Source organism: Oceanicola sp. 502str15, from assembly GCF_024105635.1.
Taxonomy (GTDB): Bacteria; Pseudomonadota; Alphaproteobacteria; order Rhodobacterales; family Rhodobacteraceae; genus Vannielia.
This window is the reverse complement of the sequence record NZ_WYDQ01000001.1, coordinates 2,097,625-2,114,685: the sequence shown is the minus strand read 5'-3', so window position 1 is coordinate 2,114,685 and position 17,061 is coordinate 2,097,625. Positions and strand designations below refer to the sequence as shown.

Sequence of the window (17,061 nt, the reverse complement as noted above, 5' to 3'; positions counted from 1 at the left end):
CCTGTTGCCGGGGGGAGGAGTGGGGCCAGCCCCCGCCCCGGAGATATTTGCAGCAAGAAAATGGGGTTGGGTGGGCCTTGGGGTGAGGGCGGGGCTTTGGTTTGGGGTTAGCGCTCGGTGTCGAGGGCGCGGGTTGTGAGCAGGAGGGCGAGGATGGGCAGGTTTTTCAGCAGGGCGCCGTAGGGATCGAGCCAGAGGTGGGGGGCGAGGGCGGTGAGGCCGATTGTGTAGCCCAGGACGAGGACGAATTGGGCGGCGAAGGTGAGGCCGGGGCGCCAGTTGCGGAAGAGTGCGGCGGCGAGGGCGAGGTCGAGCAGGCCGAAGGCGCGGGCGGCTGTGATCAGGGTCTGGTCGGGCAGGCCGGTGGCGGCGAGGTCGGGCAGGTAGCTCGCGGGCGCGGCGAAGAGGCCGAGCAGGCCGGAGGCGGCCCAGAGCAGGCAGAGGGTGAGGCGCAGCAGAGGGCGCAGCAGGTAGAGGCGGGCGTGCCAGAGGTCTGCCGGGCTGGGCGGGCGGCGGGCGAGGAAGCTGCGGGCGCCGGGCAGGGCGGGCGAGCTTTGGGCGAGCACGCCGTGTTCGAGCTGTTTCAGCGCCGTGGTGGAGAAGGGGCCGGCGCGCATGGCGTCACCGAGGCGGCCGATCAGGCGGGCGAGGCCCATGGGGACGGGCAGCGCGGGGGCGGGTTTGAGGCCGAGCCGGGCGCGGGTGGCGGCGGTGAGCTCCTTCAGGGTGAGGGTGTCGGCCCCGCCGGTGGGGAGGGGTTGGGGGCCGTTGTCTTCCTCGGTGGCGGCGAGGAGGCGGGTGGCGAGGTCTTCGGCGTGGCAGGGGTTGAAGCGGTGCTTTCCGCCGCCGAGCACCGGCATGACGAGGGGGAAGGCGGCGAGGGCGCGCAGCACCGCCGAGCCGCCGTAGGCGCCATCGGAGAGCACCAGCCCGGCGCGCAGGATGGTGAGGCGGTGGCGGCCGTTTTCGGAGGCGAGCTTGGCCACGAGTTCGCCGGTGCGGCGGGCTTCGGCGAAGGGGGTGTCGGCGTCGATCCCGGTGGCGGAGAGCAGGGTGAGGAAGCTGCCGTGGGGGAGGGCATCGTAGAGGGCGGCGGGGGCGTGCTCGTGCACGGCGGCCATGGCGCGGGGCGTGCCGGTGAGCAGGCCGGCGCAGTTGATCACGCCGTGGGCGGTGCGGGCGAGGTCGCGCCAGGAGGAGGCGGAGTGCCATTTCTCGGCTGTCAGATCGGCCTGGAAGGTGTCGAAGCCGAGCGCCTTCAGGGCCGAGGTGCGCCGGGCGATGCAGGTGACGCGGTGGCCTGCGGCGCGGGCGGCGAAGGCAACGTGGCGGCCGATGAAACCATCGGCGCCGAGCAGCAGGATGTGCCGGGGCTCGCTCACGCGCGGCGCAGGGTGGCGGTGGCGGCGGCCATCGCCAGCAGGGCGGCGCCGCCGGCGCGGGTGAGCCATGTGAGCACGGCGGGGCGGCGGATGGCGGCGCGCAGGCGGTCGGCAGCCAGCGCATAGGCCAGCGCGTTGAGCGCGGCGAGGGCGACGAAGGTTGCCGTGAGGATGGCGAATTGCGGCAGCAGCGGCGCTTCGGGCGTGACGAACTGGGGGACGAAGGCGATGAAGAAGGCGATCGACTTGGGGTTCAGCGCCGTCACGGTGGCGGCGTGGCGGAAGATGGTCGCGGGGCGGGCCTGCGCGGCCTCGGGGCGGTCGAGCGCGGCGGCGGGGCTGCGCAGGAGCTTGAGGCCCATATAGGCGAGGTAGGCGGCCCCGGCCCATTTGAGGATCGTGAAGGCGGTGGCGGAGGCGGCGACCAGCGCGCCGAGGCCGGCGAGGGAGGCGGACATGGCGAGCAGGTCGCCCGCCGCGACGCCGCTGGCACAGGCGAGCGCGGTGCGGCGGCCTTGGGAGAGGGCGTAGGAGAGCACCAGCAGGACGGTGGGTCCGGGGATGAGCAGCAGGGCGGTGGAGGCGGCGGTGAAGGTGAGCCAGAGGTCGAGGGGCATGGGCGGGTTCCTTTTGGGGGGAGGAAGCCATGGGGGGCGGGGGGCGTCAATGGGGGGCGTTGATGGGGCGACGGTCGGGTTGGGGTGAGGGGGCGGTTGGGTTTGGGGGGGCGATTGGGTTGGCGTGGTGTGGGGAGAGAGGAGCGGGACGAGGGGGGTGGCGGGAGCGGGGCAAGGTGGTGGAGGCGGGATGGTGGTGGGTTTCACCCACCCTACGGGGAGGGGACGCCTGTGGCTGTGGGATTGGAGCTGGCGATGCGGATGGGCGGGGTGGCCTTTGTGGAGGTGTGGGTGAGAGGCGCGGGACTGCGGCGGGAGATGGTGGTGGGGGCGGGGGAATGGGAGCGGGGTGTTGTAGTGGAGGATGCCTGTGGCGGCGGGATTGCGGCGGAGGATGCGGAGAGGCGGGGTGGCCTGTGTGGAAGTAAGGGTGAAAGGCGCGGGGCACCGGGTGGAGATGCTGGAGGGGATGAGAGCGGGGTGTTGTGGTGGGGGATGCCTGTGGCGGCGGGATTGGAGTGGAGGATGCGGAGGGGCGGGGTGGTGCGTACAGGGGGAGGACGGGGCGGGGCGGGAAATGCGGGGGCGGAGGAGGGGTGGTGGGTTGCACCCACCCTACGGGCGCGGTCTGGTGGGGGGAGGAGGACGGCGGATGTTTGAGACGGTAACGGCGGTGCTCGACTGGTTCGGGCTGTGCGTCTTTGCGGTGACGGGGGCGCTGGTGGCCTCGCGCAAGGAGATGGACGTGGTGGGCTTCGTGCTGCTTGCGGTCGTGACCGGCGTGGGCGGGGGCACGGTGCGCGATCTGGTGCTGGGGCTGGCGCCGGTGTTCTGGGTCGAGACGCCGGCCTACCTGCTGGTCTGCGCCGGTGTGGGGGCGGCGGTGTTCTTCCTCGCCCATATCCCGAACTCCCGCTACCGCGTGCTGCTGTGGTTCGATGCCGTGGGGCTTGCGCTTTTTGCCGTCACCGGGGCGGAGCGGGCGCTGGACGCGGGGGCGCCGGGCTCGGTGGCGGTGGCGATGGGGGTGGCGACGGCCTCGTTCGGGGGCATCCTGCGGGATCTTCTGGGCGGGGAGGAGCCGGTGATCTTGCGGCGGGAGATCTACGTGACGGCGGCGCTGGCGGGCGCGTTGACGCTGGCGCTGGCCGACAGTGCGGGCGTGGTGCGGGAGGTGGCGCTGATGGCGGGCTTCGCGGTGGCGCTGGCGCTGCGGGCGGCGGGCATCTGGTGGGGGCTGTCCCTGCCGCGCTACCGGGCGCGACCGGGGCGGGAGGTTTCGGAGATCGAGGGGGAGAGTGGCGAGGAGGGGTGATCTCTTGCGCGCGCGTTGAAGGGGGCTTTCCGGGGGAGAGGTTGGTCAGGGCGCGGCGGCGGGGGAATTTAACGGGTGTGACGCTCTGCGCGGGGCGCGGAGGCCTGCCGCTGGGCCGTGTTTGTGGTGCCATCCGGTGACGCCGGGGTGGGGCTTGGCGAGATTGCGGGGGATGCGCGTGGTTGGTCGAGGGCGGGCAGGCGTTGGGCGAAGTCGAGGGGCGGCTCGGGAGGTTTTGCGGTTCGCTCGCGGGCGTCGGACGGCGTGCCTGAATGGCCCTGCGCTGGGGGCTAGGGCGAGCGGCTTTCGAGGACGCGGCGCATTTCGGCTTCGAGCGTGCCGGGGGTGCAGGCGGCGGGGAGGAGGCCGTCCATGCCCTTGCCGCGCAGGGCGGCGAGGGCGGGCGGGTCGTCGGTGCCGGAGCAGGCGATGACCGGGATGTCGCGGAAGCAGCGGCCCGAGTTGCGGATCTGGGCGACGGTGGCGGGGCCGGAGAGGCCGGGCATGTCGAGGTCGATGAAGGCGAGGTCGATGGGCCCGGCGAAGAGCGCCTCGATGGCCTCGTAGCCATTGGCCACAGCGACGACGTGATGGCCGCCGGCGCGCAGGATCTCGCGCAGGCTGTCCTGCCGGCTGGCCTCGCCCACGGCCAGCAGAACCCGCAGCGGCGCGAGGGGCAGCAGGCTGGGCGGCGGCTCGCCCTGACGGGACATGGGGGCGCTGGAGCGGCGTTGGGGCACCAGCCGGGCCTCGGCGTCGGCAAGGGCGGCATCGAGCGCGGTGCGCAGGGTTTCGGCCGCCGTCAGCACCTGGGCGAGACGGCCGCGCTGGGCCTCGTCGAGCTCGCCCTGCTCCATCAGCCCGGCAAAGCCGAGGATGGCGCCGAGGGGCGTGCGGGTATCGTGGCCGAGACGCTCGAGCAGGTCACGCAGCGCCCCCGCGCCGTCGACATCGCGGCGGTTGCGGGCGTTCAGCTCGCGCTCGGCGTAGCGCGCGCGGCGGTCGTCGGTGATGATGGTGAGGCTGCGGGAAAACCGCCCCTGCGCATCGTAGATCGCGCCGGAGGACAGCAGCACGGGAATCGGGCGGCCGTCGGAGCGCAGGAACTCGTAGGAGATGTTGGAGACATGGCCGTTGGTATAGAGCGCCGGCAGGCCGCGGGTGAGGGCGTAGGCGCGGGATTTGGGCGACATGATATCGACCGTCCGCCGCCCGATCAGGTCTTCGCGCTCGTAGCCCAGAAGCCGGGCCCATGCGGTGGAAACATTGAGAAGAGTGGCGTTTTCATCGACCGAATGCATCAGCAGCGGCTCGACCTCGAAGAGACCGTCGAAGCCGGTTCCCGGCACGGTGGATTGGTCGGTCAGCAATGGTCGAGGGTTCATGGCTCCCCTCCCTCATGGCGCATTTTCAACCTGCCCACGATGCCTGCCCCTCAATCAGTCCACGCTTCTTTGTGAGTCAAAGCAAGCCAATCGTTCAATTTTTCACGATTTGCTCCTGCCAATCCCGGGCGGGCCCCGGAAAGACGGCACGAAAGTCGTAGGAAAGGGGTTAGCTCCGGGTGCCGGAGAAGCGGGTTGCCCAATCTTCGCGCTGATCGTCGCTGATCTTGGAGAACAGAACCTCGGGCACGGTGAAGGCGTGGCCGGGCTTGAGCCGGGTCAGCGCGGAGGCGAGATCGCCGGGCCATGCGGTTTCATCCGTGCCCATGTCGGCGAGCATCCGTTCAGCGGCGAAGGGGATGAAGGGCGCGGAGATCACGGCGTAGAAGCGGATCAGGTTGAGCGCGAGGCGGATGTCGGCCGCCGCCGCCTCGGGGTCTTCCTTGAAGGCGGTCCAGGGCGCGGTGGATTGCAGGAACTCGTTGCCCGCGACCCACATGGAGCGCAGGGTGGCGGCCGCGCGGCGGACCTCGATGGCATCCATCTGGGCGGTGTAGTCGTTGAACTTGCCCTGAAGGTCGTCGATCAGCGCGGCACCGCGCTCGGAGAGGTCGCCGCCGGAGGGCACCTCTTCGCCGAACTTGGAGCGGCAGAACTTGGTGACGCGGGAGACGAAGTTGCCAAGCACGTCGGCCAGATCCTTGTTCACGTCCTGCTGGAAGGTCTCCCAGGTGAACTCGGTGTCGTTGCTCTCGGGCGCGTGGGAGAGGAGCCACCAGCGCCAGTAGTCGGCGGGCAGGATCTGGAGCGCCTGGTCCTGGAACACGCCGCGGCCCTGACTGGTGGAGAACTGGCCGCCCTCGTAGTTCAGGTAGTTGAAGCTCTTGATGTAATCGACCAGCTTCCACGGCTCGCCGGAGCCGAGGATGGTGGCGGGGAAGCTCAGGGTGTGGAAGGGGACGTTGTCCTTGCCCATGAACTGCACGTAGCGGACATCATCGGCGCCCTCGTCGGTGCGCCACCATTTCCACCAGGCCTCATCCTCGGTGCCGTTGGCATCGGACCACTCGGCGGCGCAGGCGATGTATTCGATCGGCGCGTCGAACCAGACGTAGAAGACCTTGCCTTCCATGCCCGGCCACGGCTCCTGGCCCTTGCGCACCGGGATGCCCCAGTCGAGGTCTCGGGTGATGCCGCGGTCTTGCAACCCGTCGCCGTCGTTCAGCCATTTCTTGGCGATGGAGGTGGTGAGGATGGGCCAATCGGCCTTGCTGTCGATCCACTTGGAGAGATCGTCGCGCAGGCTCCGCTGGCGCAGGTAGAGGTGCTTGGTTTCGCGCACTTCGAGGTCGGTGGAGCCGGAGATGGCGGAGCGCGGTTCGATCAGGTCGGTCGGGTCGAGCTGCTTGGTGCAGTTCTCGCACTGGTCGCCGCGGGCCTTGTCGTACCCGCAGTTGGGGCAGGTGCCTTCGATGTAGCGGTCGGGCAGGAAGCGGCCATCGGCATTGGAATAGACCTGTTTCTCGGAGACTTCCTCGATCAGCCCGTTGTCGGCGAGGCAACCCGCGAAATGCTGGGTCAGCCGGTGGTTCTGGGGCGAGGAGGAGCGGCCGAAATGGTCGAAGGAGAGGCCGAAGCCCTTGCCGATCTCGGCCTGCACGGCGTGCATCTCGGCGCAGAACTCGGCCACCGGCTTGCCCGCCTTGGCGGCGGCCAGCTCGGCGGGGGTGCCGTGCTCGTCGGTGGCGCAGAGAAACAGCACCTCGTCGCCGCGCGCACGGCAATAGCGGGCGTAGAGGTCGGCAGGAAGCTGCGAGCCGACGAGGTTTCCGAGGTGCTTGATCCCGTTGATATAGGGGATGGCGGAGGTGATGAGCGTGCGGGACATGGGGTGCGGCCTTTGTCGGAGTTGTCGATGGGTTACAGCAGGCGGCGGCGGGGGGCAACGCCTGCGGGTGGCCCGATGGGGCGCCGGGCACAGGGCCCGCGCGGCCACCTGCGGGCTTGACGGGGCGCGGGGCGGGCGCCTAAAGGGGATCTGTATTTATGCCCGGGTAAAAACATGACCGACTCACCCTACCTCTCCGGCCCGCTCGGCCCGCTGCTGCTTCGGACCGCCCTGCCGATTTCGCTGGTGATGATGCTGCACGGGCTGCTGACGGTGGTGGATGCGATCTTTCTGGGCCGCTTCGTGGGGGCGGAGGCGCTGGCGGCGGTGACGCTGGTGTTTCCGGGGGTGATGCTGCTGGCGGCGCTGGGGGCGCTGGTGTCGAACGGGATGGCCTCGGTCGTGGCGCGGGCGCTGGGTGCAAGGGACGTGCAGGGCGCGGCGCGGGCCTTTGGCGGGGCGCATGGGCTGGCGGTGGTGATCTGGCTCGCGGTCTGCGCCCTCGGGGCGATCTTCGGGCCGGGGCTGGTGCGCCAGTTGGCGGGCGGCGACGCGGCGCTGGCGGCGATGGGCTGGCGCTACCTTGCGATCCTTGGTGGCGGCGGGCTGATCGCGCTGGTGCTGACCTTGCAGACCGACGGGCTTCGGGTGGAGGGGCGGGTGCCGTTGATGGCGATGCTCTCGATTGGCGTGACGGCAGGCAACGGGGTGCTGGACTGGCTGTTCATCGTGCAGCTCGGCTGGGGCGTGGCGGGCTCGGCGCTGGCCACGCTGGTGGCGCAGGGAGTGGCGGTGGCGCTGGTGCTGGCGATGCGGGCCCGGGGGCGGCTGGTGTTGCCGCTGCCCCGCCCGGCACGGGCACGCTGGGGCGAGATGCTGGCGCTGGGCGCGCCACAGAGCCTGAGCTTTCTGGGGATCGCGCTGAGCACCGGCGCGGTGGTGGCGATGCTGCGGCTGCTGGAGGGGCCGGACACCGAGGCGCTGATTGCGGCCTACGGGATCTACCTGCGGGTGATGGCCTTCGCCTTTCTCGGGATGCTCGGGCTGGGGCAGGCGCTTCAGGCCATTGCGGGCACCTGCCACGGGGCCGGGCTGCACGCCCGCGCAAACGGGGCGCTGAAGCGGGCGATGGCGGCGGCGTTTGTTTATTGCGCGGCGGTGGAGCTGGCGCTGATCGGGGCGCGGGGCGTGCTGGGGGCGGTGTTTACAGAGGATGCGGGGGTGCAGGCGGCGCTGGCGCGGATCCTGCCGATGATCCTCGCCTTCTACGTGCTGGTGGGGCCGGTGAGCATGGTGTCGAGCTTCTTTCAGGCAATCGGCGATGCGCGGCGGGCGGCGCTGCTGGGATTGTCGCGGGTGTACCTTTTGGTGATTCCGCTCTCGCTGCTGTTGCCGCTGGGCTTGGGCGAGCGCGGCCTGTGGCTGGCGCCGCCGGTCGCCGATGTGGCGATGCTGGGGCTTTGCGCGCTGGTGCTGGCGCGGCTTGGGCGGGGGCGGGGCTTGCTGGCGGTGTTGGGCGCGGGGCGCTGAGGGATGGCGGGACAAGTCCCGCCCTACGGACGCCTTTGGCGGCGGGTCAGCAGGCCGACGAGGAAACTGGTGCGCGGGGCGTAGACGTAGCGCGTGCGCGCGGCGCTGGTGGCGCGGGCGCGCATCCGCAGGGTGCCGATGACGGCGAGCGCCACATGGGCCAGCGCGATCAGCACGAAGAGCGCGGCGGGGCCGGTGGCGGCCATGAGCCAGGACACGGTGAGCGGCGCGGCAATGGCCCCGGCGGCGAAGGCGAACATCAGCGAGGCCGAGAGCTCGACGCGCTCGTCGTCGGTGGCCCAGTCGTGGGCATGGGCGGCGGCGACCGAGTAGATCGGAAAGCTGGTGAGGCCGAAGACCGCCGCCGCCACGAGGATGGCCGCGGTGGAGCCGGAGGTGGCGAGGGTGAGCAGGCAGGCGAGGGTGGAGGCGATGGAGAGGCCGATCAGCACCCACCGCCTGTCATAGCGGTCGGCCAGCCAGCCGACCGGCCATTGCGCCAGCGCGCCGCCGCCGATCCAGATGGCGAGGAACAGGCCGATCTGCTCGGGCGCGAGGCCGACGGCCTGCCCATAGACCGGCCCCACGGTGCGGAAACTGCCCGAGGTCAGCCCGGCCACCAGCACCGCCGCCCCGGCCAGCGGCGAGCGGGCGAAGGCGAGGGCGGGGTGCAGGCGGGGCGCCTCGGGCGTGGCGGGCTGGGGCGCGTTGGTGAGGGTGAGCGGGAGCAGCGCGGCGCAGCAGAGGATGGCCAGCAGGGTGTAGGAGGCATAGGCCGCGGGCGCGAGGATGCCGACGAGGAGCTGGGCCAGAAGCGAGCCGCCCATGTCGACCAGCCGGTAGCCGCCCATGGCGCGGCCGCGGGTTTCGTTGGTGACCTGCGCCTGGAGCCAGGCCTCGATGACGGTGTAGCAGCCCGCGATGCAGAGCCCGGAGGCCACGCGCATCCCGGCCCAGGCCCAGGGCGTGGTGAGCAGCATGTGCCCGAGCAGGCCGATGGCGCCGAGCGCGGTGAAGGCGGCGAAGGCGCGGGCGTGGCCGACGGTGCCCATCAGCCGGGGCGCCCACCAGCAGCCGAGGAAGAAGCCGGTGAAATGGGCCGAGCCGAGCAGGCCGATCTCGCCGGTGGAGAAGCCGAGGGTGAGGCCGGAGAGCGCATCCATCGGCCCGAGGCCGCCGGTCGAGAGCTGCAGCAGGGCGACGGCGACGAGCAGGGGGGCGAAGGTGAGGAGGAGGCGCATGGGGGCGGGGTAGCGTGGTGGGGCGGGGGGCGCTAGTCCGGCTGCGGCGTTGAGTGTCGTTTTTCGCGGGGGGAAGGCGGGACAAGTCCCGCCCTACGGGCTGCCGGTTAGAGGGTCTTGCAGAGGCGCAGCGCGTCGTAGATCGCGGCGTGGGTGTTGCGCGAGGCGACGGCGTCGCCGAGGCGGAACAGGCGGAAGGGGCCGGAGGGGTTGGGGGCGAGGGTTTGCGGGCGGCCTTCGCGCAGGGCGGTATAGTCGACCTCGCCGAGATTGCGGCTCAGGGGCTTGAGGGCGAAGTAGAGGTCATCCAGCGGGCGGGTGCCGTTGGAGATCACCACCTGGTCGACCTCACGGGTGGAGGCGCCGCCGTAGTCGGAGCCGAGGGTGGCGGTGAGGGCGTTGCCGGAGCGGGCCAGCGCGTCGAGCCGCCACATAACGGTGGTGGCCACGCCGAGACGCTGGAGGGCCTGCATGGCGGGGGTCAGGGTCATGCCCATGACCTCGGGGGCGAAGGCGCGGTCGCGGGTGACGATCTCGACCTCGGCCCCGGCTTCGGCCAGAAGTTCGGCGGCTTGCAGGGCGGCGTAGTCGCCGGCCTCGTCGTAGACCAGCACGCGGCGGCCGGGGGCGGCGTCGCCGGAGAGGATGTCCCACGGGGTGACGGCGAGGTCGTTGTTTTCGGGAAGGTAATCCTCGGCGGCGAGGCCTCCGGTGGCGATGAGGGCCACGTCGGGCGGGGCGGTGGTGATGTCTTCGGGCTCGACGTAGCTGTTGAAGTGGAAGGCGACGCCGAGGCTGGCGCATTCGGCCATGCGCCAGTCGATCACCTGCATCATCTCGGCGCGGCGGGGTGAGCGGGCGGTGAGGCGGATCTGGCCGCCGGGGTGGGGTGCGGCCTCGAGCAGGGTGACGGCGTGGCCGCGGGTGGCGCAGACGCGGGCGGCCTCCAGCCCGGCGGGGCCTGCGCCCACGATGGTGATTTTGAGCGGCGTTTGCGCGGGGGCGATGTGGTGGGGCTGCTCCAGCTCGCGCCCGGTGGCGGGGTTGTGGATGCAGAGCGCGGCGCCGCCCATGTAGATGCGGTCGAGGCAGTAGTTGGCGCCGACGCAGGGGCGGATGCGGTCTTCCTCCCCGGCCTCGATCTTGGCGACGATATCGGGGTCGGCCAGGTGGGCGCGGGTCATGCCGACCATGTCGAGCTTGCCGGTGGCCACGGCGTGGCGGGCGGTGGCGACGTCCTGGATCTTGGCGGCGTGGAAGGTGGGGATTTGTGCCTGCGCGCGGATTTCGCCGGCGAAATCGAGGTGTGGGGCGGAGGGTTGGCCCTGCACCGGGATGACGGTGGTGAGGGCGGCATCGGTGTGGATGTGGCCGCGGATGATGTTGAGGAAGTCGATCTGGCCGCTGGCCTTCAGCCGCTTCGTGATCTCGATGCCGTCGGTCGCGGTGATCCCGCCGGGGCGGGCCTCGTCGGCGGCGTAGCGGATGCCGACGATGAACTCGGGGCCGACGCGGGCGCGGATGGCTTCGAGCACGTCGAAGGTGAAGCGCAGGCGGGAGTCGTAGCTTTGGGGGCCGTGGGGGCCTTGGAGCGTGTTCAGGTCGGGGGACCAGAAAGCGTCCATCAGGTGGCCGTAGCTTTCGAGCTCGATGCCGTCGAGGCCTGCCGCCTGCATCCGCTCGGCGGCGTCGGCGTAGTCGGTGATGATGCGGGCGATGTCCCAGTCTTCGAGCTGCTTGGGGTAGTGGCGGTGGGCGGGTTCGCGGGCGTGGGAGGGGGAGAGGGCGGGGAGCCAATCGCCCCGGTCCCAGCGGGTGCGGCGGCCGAGGTGGGTGAGCTGGATCATCACCGCGCAGCCCTCGGCGTGGCAGTCGTCGGCCAGCTTGCGCATCCAGGGCACGCAGTCGTCGCGGTAGGCGAGGATGTTGCCGAAGGCGGGGGGGCTGTCGGGGGAGACCACGGCGGAGCCTGCCGTCATGGTAAGGGCGACGCCGCCCTTGGCGCGGGCGAGGTGGTAGGCGCGGTAGCGATCCTTGGGCAGCCCGTCTTCGGTGTAGGCGGGCTCGTGGGAGGTGATCATCAGCCGGTTCTTCAGCGTCAGGTGCTTGAGCTTGAAGGGCTGGAGGAGGGGATCGTTGGCCATGGGGCGAGGGTGGCTTGGCGGGCGCGGGGTTGCAAGATTTGGCGGCGACCTTCGGGGAAGGGTTTGCGACCCGTTGGCGGGGCGGGCCGTTGCTGAATGGCGGGACAAGTCCCGCCCTACGAGGGGATGATCTTGCTGGTGCCAATCATGTCTTCGAGCGCCGAGATGCGCTCGGCGGAGGAGGCGGCGGGGCGGGTTTGCACTTCGGCCACGAGGGTCTCGATAGTTGGCGGCGATCATCGGGGGAGGGTTTGCGACGCGGCGGCGGGGCGCGCCGTCGTCGGCGGATGGCGGGACAAGTCCCGCCCTACGAGGGGAAGTTCCTGCTGGTGCTGATCCAGTCCTCAAGTGCCGGGATGCGCTCGGCGGAGGCGGCGGCGGGGCGGGTTTGCACTTCGGCAACGAGGGCCTCGATAGTTGGCGGCGATCCTCGGGGGAGGGGTTGCGACCCGGCGGCGGGGCGCGCCGTCGCCGGCGGATGGCGGGACAAGTCCCGCCCTACGAGGGGAAGGTCTTGCTGGGGCCGATCATGTCTTCGAGCGCGGGGATGCGCTCGGCGGGGGAGGCGGCTGCGCGGGTTTGCACCTCGGCCACGAGGGCGTCGATACTTGGCGGGGATTTTCGGGGGAGGGTTTGTGACCCGGCGGCGGGGCGCGCCGCCGTCGTCGGATGGCGGGACAAGTCCCGCCCTACGAGCGGAAGATCTTGCTGGCGCCGATCATGTCTTCGAGCGCGGAGATGCGCTCGGCGGAGGAGGCGGCGGGGCGGGTTTGCACTTCGGCAACGAGGGCGTCGATAGTTGGCGGCGAGCTTCGGGGGAGGGGTTGCGTACGGGCGGCGGGGGGCGCCGCCGTTGGATGGCGGGACAAGTCCCGCCCTACGAGCGGAAGATCTTGCTGGCGCCGATCATGTCTTCGAGCGCCGAGATGCGCTCGGCGGAGGAGACGGCGGCGCGGGTTTGCACCTCGGCCACGAGGGCCTCGATCAGCAGGTTCACGGCGAGGGTGGAATCCCAGGAGGAGGGCACCTCGACCATGGCGCGGAACACGTGGGCGGCGTGGCGCTCGATGGGCGAGCCCCAGGCGTCGGTGAAGAGCACCACCTCGGCCCCGGTCTCGACCGCCAGCCCGGCGAGCTTTTCCAGCTCGCGCTCGTAGCGGCGGATGTCGAAGACCACCAGCACCGCGCCCGGCCCCATGTCGAGCAGGGCCTGGGGCCAGGCGGAGGGTGAGCTGTCGAGCAGGGTGACGCCGGGGCGGATGATTTGCAGGTGGTTGAAGAAGTAATGCGCGTTGGAGCGGGTGATGCGCCCGCCGAGCAGGTGCAGGCGGCGGGCCGGGTCGGAGAGCATGGCGGCGACGGCATCGAAGGTGGCAAGGTCGAGCCGGTCGAGGGTGCGGTTGATATTGGCGGCCACCGCCTCGGTGAAGCGGGCGATGATATGGTCGCCGCCCTGCGGGGCGAGATCGAGCTTGGCGAGCGGGCGCTTGATGCGGGCGGCGATCTCTTCGCGGATGGCGTCTTGCAGGTCGGGGAAGCCATCGAAGCCGAGCTTGCGGGCGAGGCGGATGATCGTGGGGGTCGAGACCTCTGCCGCCTCGGCCAGCCGGGTGATCGACTGGAGGCCGGCGACCATCGACTCGTCGAGCAGCACGGCGGAGAGCTTGCGTTCGGCGGCGGTGAGCTCGGCCTGTCTTTCCTTGAGCAGGTCGCGGATCAGCGGCTTGGCGTCCAAGGTTTGTTCCTTTCGATACATCCGCAGGGCGAATGTAGGAAATGCTACAGGAAAAATCTTGACATGCCACAAAATCCTGTAGTGATGATTACAAAGATGAAACGGGGGATGAGCGTGGCCGAAGGATGGGAACCGGCAGAGGTGACACGCGCCGAGGGGCGCGGGCCGGTGGTGCTGGTGTGCGAACATGCCAGCCGGGAATTTCCGCAGCCCTGGGGCGATCTCGGCCTTGGGCCGGAGGCGGCGGCGAGCCATGCGGCTTGGGACATTGGCGCGCTGGACGTGGCCAAGGCGCTGGCGGCGCTGCTCGACTCGCCGCTGGTGTCGGCCCGCGCCTCGCGGCTGATCTATGATCTGAACCGCCCGCTGGAGGCGCACGATGCGATTCCGGCGAAGAGTGAAGTTTACGAGATTCCGGGCAATATCGGCCTGAGCGCGCCCGAGCGGGCGCTGCGCCACAAGGCGCTGCATGATCCGTTTCATGGCAGGCTGACCGGGGTGCTCGACGGGCGGGAGACCGATGCGCTGGTGACGATTCACAGCTTCACCCCGGTCTATCGCGGGGTCCGGCGCGAGGTGGAGCTGGGCTTTCTCTACCACGAAGACGCCCGCATGGCCGAGGCCGCGCTGGCGGTGGAGCGGGCGCGGGGCAGCTATCGGGCGGCGCTCAACGAGCCCTATGCCGCCTCCGATGGCGTCACCTACACCCTGCGCAAGCATGGCGAGGCGCGGGACCTGCCGAGCCTGATGATCGAAATCCGCAACGACCTGATCGACACCGAGGCCCGCGCCCGCGACATGGCGGTGCACCTGATGCCCGCGCTCGCCGCCGCGATTGCCGCCGTTGCCGAAGATCGGCAGGCGGCGGAATGAGGGCATTGCGCGGCTTCGTTGCGGTGGTGGACCGCTTCAACTACGGGCTTGGCCGGATCATGATGTGGGGCATCTTCGCGCTGATGGGGGTGCTGCTGTGGTCGACATGGACCAAGTTTGCCGGCTCCCCCTCTCTCTGGACGCTGGAAATGGCCCAGTTCGTGATGGTGGGCTACTACATTCTCGGCGGGCCATACGCGATGCAGATGGGCTCCAACGTGCGGATGGACCTGTTTTACGGTGAGTTCAGCCCGCGCCGGAAGGCGGCCTTCGATGCCGTGACCGTGCTGTTCCTGCTCACCTACCTCGGGTTCCTGATGTGGGGCGGGGTGGAGAGCACGATCTATGCCTTTCAATACGGTGGCGAGCGGTCTTCCTCGGTGTGGCGGCCTTATATCTGGCCGATCAAGATCGTCATGTGCATCGGCATCGCGCTGATGATCCTGCAAACCCTGTCGGAGCTGGCCAAGGACATCCTGTTCCTGAAAACCGGCGCGCCCGCGCGCCACGACGACAGCCACAATGCGGAGCCAGGCGATGCCCTATGAGCTGATCGCCATCCTGATGTTCTCGACCATGATGGTCATGCTGTTCACCGGGCAGCGGGTGTTCGGGGCCATCGGCTTTGTCGCCGTGATCGCGGCCTTCCTGCTCTGGGGCGACCGGGGTGGCTATGACCTGGGCTTTGCCGCCGCGATCAAGCTGATGAGGTGGTATCCGCTGCTGACGCTGCCGATGTTCATCTTCATGGGCTACGTGATGAGCGAGTCCAAGATTGCCGATGACCTCTACAAGATGTTCCACGTCTGGTTCGGCGGCATCTCGGGCGGGCTGGCGATTGGCACGATCGTGCTGATGGTGCTGATCTCGGCTATGAACGGGCTTTCCGTCGCCGGCATGGCGATTGGCGCGACCATCGCGCTGCCGGAGCTGCTGAAACGGAACTACGACAAGATCATGGTGACGGGGGTGATTCAGGCCGGGTCATCGCTGGGGATATTGGTGCCGCCCTCGGTGGTGCTGGTGCTCTATTCGATGATCGCGCGTCAGCCGGTGGGGCAGCTCTGGCTCGCGGGCGTGGTGCCGGGGCTGATGATGGCGGCGCTCTTCGTGGTGTATATCTACATCCGCTGCCGGATGAATCCGGCGCTCGGCCCGGTGCTGCCGAAGGAGGAGCGCGACGCGGTGCCGATGGCCGAGAAGCTGCGGCTGCTGACGGCGGGGATTTTGCCGGTGGTGATCTTTGCGGTGATGATGGTGCCCTTCGTGACCGGCTATACCAGCCTCGTGGAAAGTTCGGCCATTGGCGCGCTGGCCGCGCTGGCCGCTGCGGTGCTGAAGCGGCGGATGAGCTGGCCGGTGTTCGAGACCTGCCTGCGCCAGACGCTGGGCGTGACCTGCATGTTCATGTGGATCATCCTTGCCGCACTGGCCTTCGGCGCAGTCTTCGATGGCCTCGGCGCGGTGAAGGCGATCGAGAACCTCTTTACCGAGCAGCTCGGGCTGAACCCCTGGGTGATCCTGATCCTGATGCAGCTGAGCTTCCTCGTGATGGGCACCTTCCTTGACGACACGGCGATGCTGGTGATCGTCGCGCCGCTCTACGTGCCGCTGGTGGGGGAACTCGGCTTCAACCTCATCTGGTATGGTGTGCTCTACACGATCACCTGCCAGATCGCCTACATGACCCCGCCCTTCGGCTATAACCTGTTCCTGATGCGGGCGATGGCGCCGCCGGAGATCGGGTTGAAGGACATCTACCGCTCCATCGTGCCTTTCGTCGGGGTGATGGCGCTGGCGCTCGCAATCGTCATGGCCTTTCCGCAGATCGCGCTCTGGCTGCCCGACCTCGTTTACCAGAACTGAACCAGAGGCCGGAAAACGGCCCTTCACAAACAAGGAGAGAGAGAATGACTTCGAGAAGAACCTTTCTGAAAGGGGCCGCCATTGCTGCCCCCGCCGCGCTGGCCACCCCGGCCATCGTGCGTGCGCAGACCGCGATCAAGTGGCGCTGGCAGACCTATGCGGGGGCCGCGCTGGGCGAGCATGTGACCAAGCCGATGGTCGATTACATCAACAACGCCTCGAACGGCGAGCTGGAGATCGAGCTGTTCTATGCCGACCAGATCGTGCCCACCGGCGAGCTGTTTCAGGCGCTTCAGCGCGGCACCATCGACGCGGTGCACTCGGACGACGACTCGATGGCCTCGCCCACGCCGCTGCGCCAGTTCGGCGGCTACTTTCCCTTTGCCACCAAGCATATCCTCGACGTGCCGGTGCTGTTCAACCAGTACGGGCTGAAGGAGATCTGGGAAGAGGAATACGCCAAGGTCGGCGTGAAGTGGCTGGGGGCTGCCGGGCAGGACCCGTGCAACTTCAACACCAAGAAAGAGATCAAGTCGGTTGCCGACCTTGATGGGCTGAAGCTGTATACCTTCCCCACCGCGGGGCGGTTCCTGGCGCAGTTCGGCGTGGTGCCGATGAACATCCCCTACGAGGATGCGGAAGTTGCGGTGCAGACCGGCGAGCTTGACGGCATGGCATGGTCGGGGATCACGGAAGATTACACCGTGGGCTGGGCCAATGTGACCGACTACTTCCTGACCAACAACATCTCGGGCGCCTGGATCGGCTCCTACTTCGTCAACCAGGAGCGCTGGGCCGAGCTGCCCGAGCACCTGAAGACGCTGGTGATGGCGGGCGTCGAAGCGGGCCACACCTATCGCAACCAGTGGTACTGGGGCGGCGAGGCCAAGCTGCGGGCCACCGGCGACAAGCTGGAGCTGCGCACCGTGCCGGCCGAAGAATGGGCCGAGGTGGAAAATGCCGCGAAGGCATTCTGGGAAGAGATTGCCCAGGAGGGCGAGATCCAGCAGAAGATCGTGGGCATCTTCAAGGAATACAACAGCGTCATCAACCAGGCCGGACCGCCCTACACCAACGGCTGAACT

15 protein-coding genes are annotated in these 17,061 nt (G+C 69.4%); 6 read left to right on the top strand and 9 right to left on the bottom strand.

Features of this window, described 5'->3' with window-relative positions; all coding sequences use genetic code 11:
• Positions 1-107: 107 nt before the first annotated feature.
• Positions 108-1,382, bottom strand: a complete 1,275-nt coding sequence (locus GTH22_RS10210) for a DoxX-like family protein (protein ID WP_252945085.1) — start codon at positions 1,380-1,382, stop codon at positions 108-110.
• Complete coding sequence (locus tag GTH22_RS10205) at positions 1,379-1,999, bottom strand: LysE family translocator (RefSeq protein ID WP_252945084.1); 621 nt, start codon at positions 1,997-1,999, stop codon at positions 1,379-1,381. Before GTH22_RS10205 ends, GTH22_RS10210 begins: the two co-directional genes overlap by 4 nt.
• 652 nt (positions 2,000-2,651) lie before the next feature.
• Here GTH22_RS10205 and GTH22_RS10200 point away from each other — a divergent pair.
• The gene (locus tag GTH22_RS10200; RefSeq protein ID WP_252945083.1) at positions 2,652-3,314 is read left to right on the top strand and encodes a trimeric intracellular cation channel family protein; all 663 of its coding nucleotides are present in this window, start codon (positions 2,652-2,654) and stop codon (positions 3,312-3,314) included.
• Between the two features lie 290 nt (positions 3,315-3,604).
• Here GTH22_RS10200 and GTH22_RS10195 read toward each other — a convergent pair whose 3' ends face one another.
• Together GTH22_RS10195 and metG are read right to left on the bottom strand one after the other, a co-directional pair.
• Positions 3,605-4,699: a PAS domain S-box protein gene (locus GTH22_RS10195; RefSeq protein ID WP_252945082.1), complete on the bottom strand. Its 1,095-nt coding sequence runs from the start codon at positions 4,697-4,699 to the stop codon at positions 3,605-3,607.
• A gap of 169 nt (positions 4,700-4,868) precedes the next feature.
• Positions 4,869-6,587, bottom strand: a complete 1,719-nt coding sequence (gene metG / locus GTH22_RS10190) for a methionine--tRNA ligase (RefSeq protein ID WP_252945081.1) — start codon at positions 6,585-6,587, stop codon at positions 4,869-4,871.
• A gap of 174 nt (positions 6,588-6,761) precedes the next feature.
• Here metG and GTH22_RS10185 point away from each other — a divergent pair, with 174 nt between their 5' ends.
• Positions 6,762-8,117 (top strand): MATE family efflux transporter, encoded by a 1,356-nt coding sequence (locus GTH22_RS10185; RefSeq protein ID WP_252945080.1) that lies wholly within the window; start codon positions 6,762-6,764, stop codon positions 8,115-8,117.
• Positions 8,118-8,140: 23 nt separating this feature from the next.
• Here the strand turns inward: GTH22_RS10185 and GTH22_RS10180 are convergent, their stop codons facing one another.
• From GTH22_RS10180 to GTH22_RS10160, 5 genes are all read right to left on the bottom strand, one after another.
• Positions 8,141-9,358, bottom strand: a complete 1,218-nt coding sequence (locus GTH22_RS10180) for an MFS transporter (RefSeq protein ID WP_252945079.1) — start codon at positions 9,356-9,358, stop codon at positions 8,141-8,143.
• Positions 9,359-9,465: 107 nt separating this feature from the next.
• Entirely contained in the window at positions 9,466-11,502 is a 2,037-nt protein-coding gene (locus tag GTH22_RS10175; RefSeq protein WP_252945078.1) for an NADH:flavin oxidoreductase, read from the bottom strand.
• 498 nt (positions 11,503-12,000) lie between these two features.
• On the bottom strand, positions 12,001-12,183 hold the full coding sequence (locus tag GTH22_RS10170; RefSeq protein WP_252945077.1) for a hypothetical protein: 183 nt from the start codon (positions 12,181-12,183) through the stop codon (positions 12,001-12,003).
• Between the two features lie 8 nt (positions 12,184-12,191).
• On the bottom strand, positions 12,192-12,371 hold the full coding sequence (locus tag GTH22_RS10165; RefSeq protein ID WP_252945076.1) for a hypothetical protein: 180 nt from the start codon (positions 12,369-12,371) through the stop codon (positions 12,192-12,194).
• 8 nt (positions 12,372-12,379) lie between these two features.
• Positions 12,380-13,258 carry a MurR/RpiR family transcriptional regulator gene (locus GTH22_RS10160; RefSeq protein WP_371928338.1) on the bottom strand — a complete coding sequence of 293 codons (879 nt, stop codon included), beginning with the start codon at positions 13,256-13,258 and terminating at the stop codon, positions 12,380-12,382.
• A 75-nt stretch (positions 13,259-13,333) separates the two neighbouring features.
• Here GTH22_RS10160 and GTH22_RS10155 point away from each other — a divergent pair, with 75 nt between their 5' ends.
• The 4 genes from GTH22_RS10155 to GTH22_RS10140 are packed head-to-tail and all read left to right on the top strand — an operon-like array spanning position 13,334 to position 17,058.
• Positions 13,334-14,110, top strand: a complete 777-nt coding sequence (locus GTH22_RS10155; RefSeq protein ID WP_252945074.1) for an N-formylglutamate amidohydrolase — start codon at positions 13,334-13,336, stop codon at positions 14,108-14,110.
• Positions 14,107-14,658, top strand: a complete 552-nt coding sequence (locus GTH22_RS10150) for a TRAP transporter small permease subunit (protein ID WP_252945073.1) — start codon at positions 14,107-14,109, stop codon at positions 14,656-14,658. The genes GTH22_RS10155 and GTH22_RS10150 overlap by 4 nt, the downstream gene beginning before the upstream one ends.
• Positions 14,648-15,976 (top strand): TRAP transporter large permease subunit, encoded by a 1,329-nt coding sequence (locus GTH22_RS10145; RefSeq protein WP_252945072.1) that lies wholly within the window; start codon positions 14,648-14,650, stop codon positions 15,974-15,976. The genes GTH22_RS10150 and GTH22_RS10145 overlap by 11 nt, the downstream gene beginning before the upstream one ends.
• Before the next feature lie 44 nt (positions 15,977-16,020).
• The gene (locus GTH22_RS10140) at positions 16,021-17,058 is read left to right on the top strand and encodes a TRAP transporter substrate-binding protein (RefSeq protein WP_252945071.1); all 1,038 of its coding nucleotides are present in this window, start codon (positions 16,021-16,023) and stop codon (positions 17,056-17,058) included.
• Positions 17,059-17,061: the final 3 nt, after the last annotated feature.

What these genes read in the sequence shown, in the direction of transcription:
- GTH22_RS10160 (WP_371928338.1), bottom strand. Translation starts at nt 13,258, where the DNA reads ATGTATCGAAAGGAACAAACCTTGGACGCCAAGCCGCTGATCCGCGAC.
- GTH22_RS10145 (WP_252945072.1), top strand. Translation starts at nt 14,648, where the DNA reads ATGCCCTATGAGCTGATCGCCATCCTGATGTTCTCGACCATGATGGTC.
- GTH22_RS10150 (WP_252945073.1), top strand. Translation starts at nt 14,107, where the DNA reads ATGAGGGCATTGCGCGGCTTCGTTGCGGTGGTGGACCGCTTCAACTAC.
- GTH22_RS10195 (WP_252945082.1), bottom strand. Translation starts at nt 4,699, where the DNA reads ATGAACCCTCGACCATTGCTGACCGACCAATCCACCGTGCCGGGAACC.
- metG (WP_252945081.1), bottom strand. Translation starts at nt 6,587, where the DNA reads ATGTCCCGCACGCTCATCACCTCCGCCATCCCCTATATCAACGGGATC.
- GTH22_RS10185 (WP_252945080.1), top strand. Translation starts at nt 6,762, where the DNA reads ATGACCGACTCACCCTACCTCTCCGGCCCGCTCGGCCCGCTGCTGCTT.
- GTH22_RS10175 (WP_252945078.1), bottom strand. Translation starts at nt 11,502, where the DNA reads ATGGCCAACGATCCCCTCCTCCAGCCCTTCAAGCTCAAGCACCTGACG.
- GTH22_RS10205 (WP_252945084.1), bottom strand. Translation starts at nt 1,999, where the DNA reads ATGCCCCTCGACCTCTGGCTCACCTTCACCGCCGCCTCCACCGCCCTG.
- GTH22_RS10200 (WP_252945083.1), top strand. Translation starts at nt 2,652, where the DNA reads ATGTTTGAGACGGTAACGGCGGTGCTCGACTGGTTCGGGCTGTGCGTC.
- GTH22_RS10180 (WP_252945079.1), bottom strand. Translation starts at nt 9,358, where the DNA reads ATGCGCCTCCTCCTCACCTTCGCCCCCCTGCTCGTCGCCGTCGCCCTG.
- GTH22_RS10155 (WP_252945074.1), top strand. Translation starts at nt 13,334, where the DNA reads ATGAAACGGGGGATGAGCGTGGCCGAAGGATGGGAACCGGCAGAGGTG.
- GTH22_RS10140 (WP_252945071.1), top strand. Translation starts at nt 16,021, where the DNA reads ATGACTTCGAGAAGAACCTTTCTGAAAGGGGCCGCCATTGCTGCCCCC.